Raw genomic sequence first — 8,852 nt, 5'->3', positions numbered from 1 at the left:
AAGGATCGTGGAAGATGACCACGTTGATAGGCTATAGATGTAAAGGCAGTAATGTCATAGTCGAGTAGTACTAATAATCCGTAAGCTTATGCACACCCTTTTCCCCCGATGCAGATCGGGGGAGGAAACTTTCTAAACGATAAAAACTTTTCTTTATCCCAGTATGTTAAAATATTTGCTCGACGCAAGAGCAGTCTTTCAGTCGAAAGATTAAAGTCAAAAGCCGAAAGGCTTTGCAGCTTTATGACCTTTGGCTTTGGACTAAAAACCTTAAGGTGGTTATTGCGGCGGGGCTCACCTCTTCCCATCCCGAACAGAGAAGTTAAGCCCGCCTGCGCAGATGGTACTGCAGTTATGTGGGAGAGTATGTCGTCGCCTTTCTTTGGAAAACCCCATCCGTATCGGATGGGGTTTTCTGTTTTAAAAAATGTTTTGGATAAACTGTAAAACAGAACTTCAGTTTGCTGCTGGCCGCGTTAGGGATGCAAGCGGCATCCTTTTGCGCAAACCTCAAGCTTCTAATTTTTTCCTTAAACTTTCTGAAGCAAAAGATACAGCGTACAGCCCGACCCGGAGGGAAACGTCATAATTGGGAATGGGACGGTTCTAAATTCAGAAATTTTCTGCCGCTGCTTATCTGCTGTGTTTTTTAAAAACTAATTTTTAGCGTTTAAATGGTATTGATTTTTATGGATGAACCTTGGCTCTTCTTTTTAGAAATTATGCTTTAAACCGTTTAATGTGCATTGAAAAGCAAAGATTTTACTGGTGGTTTATTATTGAATTTAGTTTTTGTATTAATTTGTTTTTATTGAAGTTTTTTTAGATTTCTGGAAAAATTCCTATATCTAAACCTCGTAATGATTTTTTAAGTGCCGCCTTAGTTATAAATGTAAAAGAAAAAGAGAAATCCGCTTAAGCATACTGGTTTTTACACAAATTGAACTTCTATTTTGGTTTAGTCAATAAAGATGCAATTGACGCATCTTTAATTAAATCGACAACTTTTTCTGGCCGTGAAGTATAAATTGCATGGCTGCTGTCTTTTGTTTCAACTATCTTTATGCTTTTTGCGCGTTTTGCATAAAATCTTTCCAAATCAGGATTTATAATCCTATCTGAATCAGCTACCATATACCAGCTTGGTTTGGTCTTCCGTGCCGATTTATTTACAATCCTTTTAAAAATTTTATCTGATGTTGGTACCTGAGAATTTGCCATAAAAAGGGCTTTGTTGATTTCAAGGTCAGCTTCGAAATCCTCATGAAATTTTTCAGGGACTATATAATATATACCGTCATTTCCCTTTATCAGGGACTTGTATGCGGAAGGAAATTATTTTACTAAATCTGCTCTTGATTCGCCTTCTTCGGGAGCATGAACTGCAATGTAAACTAAGTCTGCTACTTTAGGATTATTGCCTGCCTGCGTAATTATGACACCACCATAGCTATGTCCAACTAAAATGCAAGGACCGTCCTGTTGTTCTATAATTCGGTTCATGGTGTTTATATCATCATCAAAATTTTTCAATGAATGCTGTGTTACAGATACTTTGTAGCTCTTTTTTGTTAAAATTATATAAACTGGTTCCCAACCAGAAGCATCTAAGAACGCACCATGTACGAGAACAATGTTTGAGCATTTTGAACAGTTATTTTTTGTGCTCTTGAACTCATGAAACTAATAAGAAAAATTAATGCAAAAGCATAAAACTGTCTATTTTGTCTTTGATTTCTTTTCATAATACAAGTTTTAAAATATTTACAGTAAATTTAATTTTTATTTTAAATTTATAATTGTTTTATTTTCAAATACTTGTGTGTGTTTTAAGGGATGTGAACTTAACTTTTTATTGTAAACTTGGAGGCAACTTCAGATCATATTGTTTTTTATTTAATATTATTTTTTGAAACAAAACAGGTTTGGTGTCGACTAATCTTAAAATTAAAAGCTATGATGACATTAATCGCTATATTCTTTCCTTCGCTATCTTTCCTTTTGAGAGGAAAGCTTTTAACCGCATTGCTGTGTCTTATTCTGCAGATCACACTTATCGGATGGATTCCCGCGGCTATATGGGCTGTGGTGTCACTTCAGAATTCAAGAGCAGACAGACGCAATGCTAAATTGATTAAAGCTGTAAGATCGAAGTAAATGAGCTAATTATATAATTGACCCTCTGGAAATGACAATGTTTTTCAGAGGCCTTTGATGGCAATTATATAAAAGATGAACTTTAAATTTTGTGACCTCGATAGAACAAATTCCTATCTTTTTTTGGAGGATTTGAAGTGATTGGCGTACTACTAGAGTCTGCCTCTAATAATTTGGTTTGGATGTGCCGTTGGGTATTGATGAAAAATAAGTTTCATTTCCCAAATGATTTCTAGAAGTTGCGATAGGATACATTTATTTAAAGACAATAAAATATCCTTATCAAAGGTATGCCAATTTAAACATCAGACATTAGCAATTTTATTACCTCTGCACTAAATCGGCTTTATCAGTTGTAACAGAAATGATATATTCTGCAATTTTAGCTATAGATTAGCTCCAAAATGTTTAAGAATATGTGAAGGGGTAGAAATATTTTCTTTTCGGATGGTATCAAACCATTTTACTTCTTTGGTCACTTTGACGCAGCACTCGTTTTTTGAATTAAAAAAATGGCTTTCAATATTGATGCTGTCATTAATTTGACAGTGTTGGATCTGAGCTGTAAAAGATTCCGTGAACATGAGATCCTTATATAGCACTAATTCATTTTTTTCATCCTTAAATCCCAATTGCAGCGAATTGAGCCTCTGTTTTGAAAATCCGTGACCAAATAAATAATGATATAGTAATCGTAAGGTATACGAAATGTAAGCGGTATTTTCCATTATCATAGAATCGTTTACATCTTCTCCTGTAACAGTATAATTTTTGCAGATCATTTGAGTTTAGTTTGAAGTTAATAAGAAATGAGGCTGGCTGTTTATGAGTCAGCCTCATACTAAATGTCTAAATGAGTTAATAAAAGAAAGCTTTTATTTAAGTAAAAAATTGTAGTCGATTCTAACCTTATCTGAAATTTTCTTTCTTACCAAGCTAGGTATTTCGATATCATAATCTTCTGGTTTTGCATCAAAAGAACCAGTCAGACTTATACCATTGGCAGTTTTTGAAATCTTCACAGCAATGCTTACGGGCAGGGTTTTTCCATGAATAGTAAGATCGCCTTTAAGAGTGAAACTTTTCGGAGTATTTGTGATTTTAGAACTATCAAAATCCACAATTTTACCTTTCAAAGTAGCTTTAGAATACTTTTCAGATTCCATATAGTTTTCGTTGAAATGCTCTTCCATCAGAGCTACTTTAAAACGAAATCCTTTTATAAGAACCAATGAAGCAAAATCTCCCGTTGACTGCTCCAATACTGCTGAAACACTTTTGTTTTCGGCTGCCACTTCTTCATAAGAAGGCATAGTAGCTTGAAATTTGATATTTCCGGTTTTGGTAATCAACTTTTGTGCAGTTCCATTTGTATGGCAGGCAAACGTTACCAGTATGATTAGGAAATGGTAAAATGATTTTTTCATGATTAGTTTTCTTTTAGTCCGTCTGTATTCCATTTCACAATCACATCAATATTTGCCTGTGACATTCTTCCTCCTTGAGGCATAATACCTTGTTGTCCTGTTTGAAGCTGAATTCTTCCTAGCAAACCAGCATTTTCAACTGCAGCTTTTACTTCAGCATAAGTCGTTAAAGGTCTGAAGCCAGCAGATCTGCCGCTTTGGTGGCAGCCAATACAATTAGCATCAATAATTGATTTTGCATTTTTAGTATATGTTACAGCAGCAGCTGGTTCAGGATTGGGGTTAGGGTTTGGGTTTGGATTTGGAGTCGGATTTTCCGTCGTTGGCGGGGTTTCGATATCTTGATAAGTATCCGAATCGCTGCAGCTTGTAAATGCAGCTAGTAAAATAATAAGGGCGATTGCTTTTTTCATAGTTTGTTTTTTTTTATTGGTTGATTAAAATACTCTGTATAGGTTAAAGCCGAAGAAGAAGTCTCCTTTGCCCCAGTCTCCCGAAGCATTTGTCAGATAGCCGCTTTCGCTCATTGATTGTGAATTGGTGAAAATGAGCTGAAAAACGTGTCCACCTGTTTCTACATCTAAACCTACAGATAAAGGATTTTTGTAAAAATCTGGTTTGTCAAAATTGTGCATATACTCTAAGTTGACAGATAATCTTTTGGTAATTTTATAGCGGCCTCCACCTCCAAAAGAAAACTGATTGTCTTTTTCAATATCTGGATTGTAAAGGTTTTTGTGTATAAAAGAAGGCACTAATTCAAAAGATAATTTTTCGCTGAATTTTCTTGAAATCAAAACCTGCTGTACATAAGTAGTTCGGTGTTTAAACTCTAAACCAGGGTATTGTTCTTTTTCTAAGAAAGTATTGATATCGGCCACGCTGTAACCAACAATGTCGACAGGAAAAATATCGCTTTGTCTTGCCAATCTGTATTTTAGACCAACTTCGTACATTTTGTTTAAAGTATGTCTTGAAACACTAGCAGACAGCCAATCGGTAATTCCATAAATACCTCCTAGCTTTGTGGTAGCATTGTCGAGTCCGAAAAAACTATCCAAACCGTCTTTTACGGTTCCAAAACGATGTGAGACTACAAAATAGAACTCATTTTTGGCTGGCATTTTTGTCGTTTGCAGTGTGACAAGCTGTAAAGCCTTAAAAGCAGCATTTGGATAGTTTCCATCCACTTGGGTAGAGTCAAGGCTTTTCAATAAATCATCTTGCGAGTAGGCCATAGTGGCTAAAAAGAAGCAGAAAGGGACTAAGAATTTCTTCATAACTATTTAATTGTTTGGTTTAATAATGGTGCACTGGTCTAACTTTATTTCCTGAATCAGTTCGTCGTATCCGATGCATTTGCCTTTTACGGCCACTACCGTATTTAGATGATTGTTGTTTAGTTTTTCATTAAAAAGACAGAAAACAGTACTTTTAAGGGTCAGGGTAGAATCTGTTTCTTTGGTTACAATACCTTTTAGCTCAATAGTTTTGTTGAGATATTTTAAATCTGCTTTTTGAGGATCGGAGTCATAATCCTCGATTAACGAGTCCGCAGTAATGGTGATTTCAGGTTTTTCAGATGCGATATTACGGGCTTCTTTAAAAAGAAAACCATAATAAAAATAAATGCCTCCTGAAACGACAATCAACACCAATGCAACAAGAAGGGCTGTTTTTTTTCTTTTCATTTTTTATTCTTTTTTGATAGGATTTAATAGTAAAACAGCCTCAGCGAAGATTACCCTACCAAAGAATTTGAAAATTTTGAAAAAAAAATTAAAAAGTGAACAAGCGATCTTTATGATTCTTGTAACGAGTAAGTTATAAGGAAATTCTGAAACTCACATTCGGAGTTCTCTGTAGGGCAAAAGTTTCTACTTCTTCAATAGAATTGTTAAGCGAACTTATCCTGTAGTATTCGCTTATTTCGTTTTTTCGGTTTAAGATATTCAGAATTGATATTCCGACTTTGTACTGAATTCCATTATCAGTTTCCCATTTGTAAGTGGAAGAAAGATTGACCTGTGAAAAAACATGTAGATTGTCACCGTTTGGTCTGCGGTAGGCCAATACAGGATCTGACGGATTAATTGATGCCGTATCAGGAGAAGTTTTTGGTCTCCCTGACGACCATTTAGTTCCCAAAGCAATTTTGAAATTATTTTCCTCATACATTACGGCCCAAGAAAGGGTATGAGTTAATTCAAAATTGTTCGGAAATCGTTGAATTTCGTAATTAGGGAAGTTGTAATTATTTTCGTTAAAAGTGTAGCTCAGCCATGTTAAAAAGTGATTCATTTTTTTCTGGATCAGAATTTCGCTCCCTAAAACTTCATAGTCGCCGGTTGTCCTGACAAATTCCAGTTGGTTTTGAAAACCTTGGCTCGATGTGGTAATCCCGTTTACTTTTTTATAAAAGTTCTCAATATCCAGAAGCCAGTCATTTTTTTTATAAAATAAACTAAGAGAAAGCTGTTTGCTTCTCTGGATCGGAATTGAGGCATTGTTGGAAACAATCCAGCGTCTTTTTTCAATTCCGAAATAATCTTTTTGTAAATCAATAATCTGTTGTGAATTCTGGCTTTTCAGTTCTCCCAAAAGCTCTAAATGAAGGTTTTTATTGATCCCGTAATTAAACTGAATACGAGGCTCAATAATGATTTTTTTAAACTTTTCGATATAATTGAGCCTAGTTCCTGCTTTAAAATATATTCTTGAAAGTGTGTCATTATACTTTCCCTCAACTATAAAAGCGTGCGTTTTTAATACATCTTTAACTCTGCGATAGAAATCCGGATTGTTTACACGCTCTAAATTTGTAATACCGATTTCATTAAACTGATAACCATTATTTAAAACAAATTTAGAATTCAAAATATGCTGGTTTTCTAAATTGATTCCATTATTGTTAACCGTATTTTCCTGAATCGCTGTTTGATCAGTAATACTATTTTTTTGGTTGCCTAAAAGTTCGTAAGCCGAATTGTAAACATTTATTTTGGTGGTATTAAAAGCATTCCAATTTCTTTTCCAAGATAAATTCCCGCCGTAGTTCTGTTGGCGCAATTCGCTGTCTTCTGATCTGTAAATGTCATATGTATTCGCGCTTTGAAAAACTTCTAAATTATCCTGAATGGTGATTAAATCAAGTATAAGCTGATCTTTATTTCCAATTTTCTGAAAATATTTAAAAGTAGCATCATAAAAACCAAATTTTTTATCGCTCTTGTAATCAATATTTTGGTTCTGACTAAAGTCGGTAATCGTCGTATTCTGAAATACTTTATTAAAATATTCTTTATAAGTTGGAGTCTCTGCAAAATCGGTAATCGATTTACGCGCTGAGATTTCTATAAAACTCTTTTTCGAAAGATTATATTTTCCGTAAACATCCGCATTTATCATGTTGATTCCCGCACTAAAACTATTTTTTTCTGTAATTTCAGGAGTAGAAGAAATGTCAACTACGCTAGAGACGCTTTCGCCGAAAAAAGCTGAACTTCCGTTTTTGTATATGGAAATAGTATGAGCCAAATTGGGATTGAATACTGATATTAATCCAAAAAAATGTCCGGTTTGAAACATTCGGATACCGTTCCATAAAAATAAGTTCTGATCGTGCGTTCCGCCACGCACGTTAATGCTTGAAACACTTTCATCAATGCTATTAACACCCGGAATCTGTTGCATGGCCTGCAGTGCATCGGGTTCAATAAGTCCGGGAAGTATGCCAAATTTTTTAGGTTTGATTTCAAAAGATCCGCCTGAGTTTTTTGAAATTCCAGATGCCAAAATAGAATTTGCTTTTATTTCTTTGAGTGCAGTAATTTCTGGCTCTAATAAAATTTCAATGCAATTTTTAGAATTAAAGTTGGTTGCTGAAATTCTTTTAGTGATAAATCCGATATGGCTTATAGTAAGTATGTTTCTGTCTCTTTTTGCTATTTCAAAATAACCGTTGGAATCTGTCGTAAAGTGGATTTTTCCTGGCAAATTAATATTGGCATCTTCAATAGGTTTTTTATCTAATGCCGAAAATACATAACCGCAGATTGTTTGCTCTTCGCTATTATTTTTATAAATATTAATGAATTTGTTATCAATATTTTCAAAAGACAAATTTGTTTTTTGAGTAAGATAGTGCAGTTTCTGTTCTAAAGTAAAGGAATTTTTAGGAGCGATTAACCGCAATCCGGAGATGTTTTCTTCCAGATAATTAAAGTTTACCTGATGCTGCTGTTCAATATCACTCAATATTTTGCTCAGAGGCACAGCTTTCCCTTTGTCCTGAGCAAAAAGATTCAGGAGAAAAAAAAAGAGGCAGAAAAAAAAATGATATTGTTTGGGGCGCAACACTTATTTTTTAGCAATAATTATTTTATTTTTTGAAACTTTTTGAACTTTTAGATTATAAGTAGTACAGATAATCTGCAGTGCAGTATCTAGATTTTTGGCAGGCAATTTACCTGTGAATAAAGAAACAGTATCTTTTGTTTTTAATTCTATACTGATATTATATTGTCTCTCAACTTCATCCAAAATAGTTCTAATATTTTCTTTGTAAAAACTTATTTGATTGCTGATCCATTCTGGTTTCATTGAAGCAATTTGCATCTTTATCTGGTTTCCATTTTCAAAGCTCACACCTTGTCCATGAGTCAGCAGAATTTGTTTGTCGGCATAATTGACTTTTACTCGTCCTTCATAACAAACTACATCAAACCTATTTTTTCTGACTTTTACGTTAAACTGTGTTCCCAAAACAGCAACTTTTCCTAGTTTGGTTTCGACTTCAAAGCGTCTTCCTTTTGCAACTTTAAAATAAGCCTCACCTTGCAGTTCAAGATTTCTGTTTTTATTCCAATTCCATTTTTTATACTGTATTTCAGAACCCGAATTTAAAACTACTTCAGAATTGTCAGGTAACGAAAAAGTCGTTTTTTCTGCTAAAGCTGCCGTTTCAGTTTGAGGCGCCAGCATTCTAAATGCAAAAGCTATTCCCAAAGCCAAAACAAAAATAGCAGCCACACGGAAAAACCATGTTCTGTATAGCGGAATCACCTTTGGTGTTTCTTTTTTAGCGTTCAGAATATTGGAGAGCATGCTATTTTCATCGAAATCATCAACTGCTAAATGCTCTGTATATTGTTTAATTTTTTGATATTTTTCGAAATCAGGACTCGCTTCAAATGCCTTCAATTCATCCTCAGACAAATCATTGCTAAGCCATTTGGCCAATAATTGATTCTTTTTCATTTTACTGGT

The 8,852-nt window shown here is 34.4% G+C and carries 11 protein-coding genes and 2 rRNA genes (1 of these 13 cut by a window edge); 3 read left to right on the top strand and 10 right to left on the bottom strand.

Features of this window, described 5'->3' with window-relative positions:
- Positions 1-94, top strand: a 23S ribosomal RNA gene (locus QLQ96_RS02500) (it extends 2,789 nt beyond the left edge of the window).
- Positions 95-271: 177 nt separating this feature from the next.
- Positions 272-381, top strand: a 5S ribosomal RNA gene (gene rrf, locus QLQ96_RS02495).
- Between the two features lie 567 nt (positions 382-948).
- On the opposite strand, the gene QLQ96_RS02490 is transcribed toward rrf, so the two are convergent.
- From QLQ96_RS02490 to QLQ96_RS02480, 3 genes are all read right to left on the bottom strand, one after another.
- On the bottom strand, positions 949-1,221 hold the full coding sequence (locus QLQ96_RS02490) for an alpha/beta fold hydrolase (protein ID WP_482494400.1): 273 nt from the start codon (positions 1,219-1,221) through the stop codon (positions 949-951).
- A gap of 114 nt (positions 1,222-1,335) precedes the next feature.
- Positions 1,336-1,578 carry an alpha/beta hydrolase gene (locus QLQ96_RS02485; RefSeq protein WP_482496908.1) on the bottom strand — a complete coding sequence of 81 codons (243 nt, stop codon included), beginning with the start codon at positions 1,576-1,578 and terminating at the stop codon, positions 1,336-1,338.
- Positions 1,579-1,607: 29 nt separating this feature from the next.
- Positions 1,608-1,745 (bottom strand): hypothetical protein, encoded by a 138-nt coding sequence (locus tag QLQ96_RS02480; RefSeq protein WP_482494398.1) that lies wholly within the window; start codon positions 1,743-1,745, stop codon positions 1,608-1,610.
- Positions 1,746-1,956: 211 nt separating this feature from the next.
- Between QLQ96_RS02480 and QLQ96_RS02475 the strand changes: the two genes are divergently transcribed.
- Complete coding sequence (locus QLQ96_RS02475; protein ID WP_482494396.1) at positions 1,957-2,157, top strand: YqaE/Pmp3 family membrane protein; 201 nt, start codon at positions 1,957-1,959, stop codon at positions 2,155-2,157.
- Between the two features lie 386 nt (positions 2,158-2,543).
- On the opposite strand, the gene QLQ96_RS02470 is transcribed toward QLQ96_RS02475, so the two are convergent.
- From QLQ96_RS02470 to QLQ96_RS02440, 7 genes are all read right to left on the bottom strand, one after another.
- Positions 2,544-2,939 carry a hypothetical protein gene (locus QLQ96_RS02470; RefSeq protein WP_482494395.1) on the bottom strand — a complete coding sequence of 132 codons (396 nt, stop codon included), beginning with the start codon at positions 2,937-2,939 and terminating at the stop codon, positions 2,544-2,546.
- A 93-nt stretch (positions 2,940-3,032) separates the two neighbouring features.
- Positions 3,033-3,584 carry a YceI family protein gene (locus tag QLQ96_RS02465; protein WP_482494394.1) on the bottom strand — a complete coding sequence of 184 codons (552 nt, stop codon included), beginning with the start codon at positions 3,582-3,584 and terminating at the stop codon, positions 3,033-3,035.
- 2 nt (positions 3,585-3,586) lie between these two features.
- Entirely contained in the window at positions 3,587-3,997 is a 411-nt protein-coding gene (locus tag QLQ96_RS02460; RefSeq protein WP_482494393.1) for a cytochrome c, read from the bottom strand.
- 24 nt (positions 3,998-4,021) lie between these two features.
- Positions 4,022-4,864, bottom strand: coding sequence for a DUF5777 family beta-barrel protein (locus tag QLQ96_RS02455; protein ID WP_482494391.1), 843 nt, complete (start codon positions 4,862-4,864; stop codon positions 4,022-4,024).
- A gap of 6 nt (positions 4,865-4,870) precedes the next feature.
- On the bottom strand, positions 4,871-5,275 hold the full coding sequence (locus QLQ96_RS02450) for an OB-fold protein (protein WP_482494389.1): 405 nt from the start codon (positions 5,273-5,275) through the stop codon (positions 4,871-4,873).
- Between the two features lie 133 nt (positions 5,276-5,408).
- Positions 5,409-7,841 (bottom strand): TonB-dependent receptor, encoded by a 2,433-nt coding sequence (locus QLQ96_RS02445; RefSeq protein WP_482494388.1) that lies wholly within the window; start codon positions 7,839-7,841, stop codon positions 5,409-5,411.
- 102 nt (positions 7,842-7,943) lie between these two features.
- On the bottom strand, positions 7,944-8,843 hold the full coding sequence (locus QLQ96_RS02440; RefSeq protein WP_482494387.1) for a FecR family protein: 900 nt from the start codon (positions 8,841-8,843) through the stop codon (positions 7,944-7,946).
- Between the last annotated feature and the right edge of the window lie 9 nt (positions 8,844-8,852).

The sequence above is a fragment of the Flavobacterium sp. B167r genome (assembly GCF_056824315.1).
Note: the sequence above shows the minus strand (reverse complement) of the source record. Positions and strands in the feature narration are given on the sequence as shown.

What these genes read in the sequence shown, in the direction of transcription:
- QLQ96_RS02490 (WP_482494400.1), bottom strand. Translation starts at nt 1,221, where the DNA reads ATGGCAAATTCTCAGGTACCAACATCAGATAAAATTTTTAAAAGGATT.
- QLQ96_RS02480 (WP_482494398.1), bottom strand. Translation starts at nt 1,745, where the DNA reads ATGAAAAGAAATCAAAGACAAAATAGACAGTTTTATGCTTTTGCATTA.
- QLQ96_RS02475 (WP_482494396.1), top strand. Translation starts at nt 1,957, where the DNA reads ATGATGACATTAATCGCTATATTCTTTCCTTCGCTATCTTTCCTTTTG.
- QLQ96_RS02470 (WP_482494395.1), bottom strand. Translation starts at nt 2,939, where the DNA reads ATGATCTGCAAAAATTATACTGTTACAGGAGAAGATGTAAACGATTCT.
- QLQ96_RS02465 (WP_482494394.1), bottom strand. Translation starts at nt 3,584, where the DNA reads ATGAAAAAATCATTTTACCATTTCCTAATCATACTGGTAACGTTTGCC.
- QLQ96_RS02460 (WP_482494393.1), bottom strand. Translation starts at nt 3,997, where the DNA reads ATGAAAAAAGCAATCGCCCTTATTATTTTACTAGCTGCATTTACAAGC.
- QLQ96_RS02455 (WP_482494391.1), bottom strand. Translation starts at nt 4,864, where the DNA reads ATGAAGAAATTCTTAGTCCCTTTCTGCTTCTTTTTAGCCACTATGGCC.
- QLQ96_RS02450 (WP_482494389.1), bottom strand. Translation starts at nt 5,275, where the DNA reads ATGAAAAGAAAAAAAACAGCCCTTCTTGTTGCATTGGTGTTGATTGTC.
- QLQ96_RS02440 (WP_482494387.1), bottom strand. Translation starts at nt 8,843, where the DNA reads ATGAAAAAGAATCAATTATTGGCCAAATGGCTTAGCAATGATTTGTCT.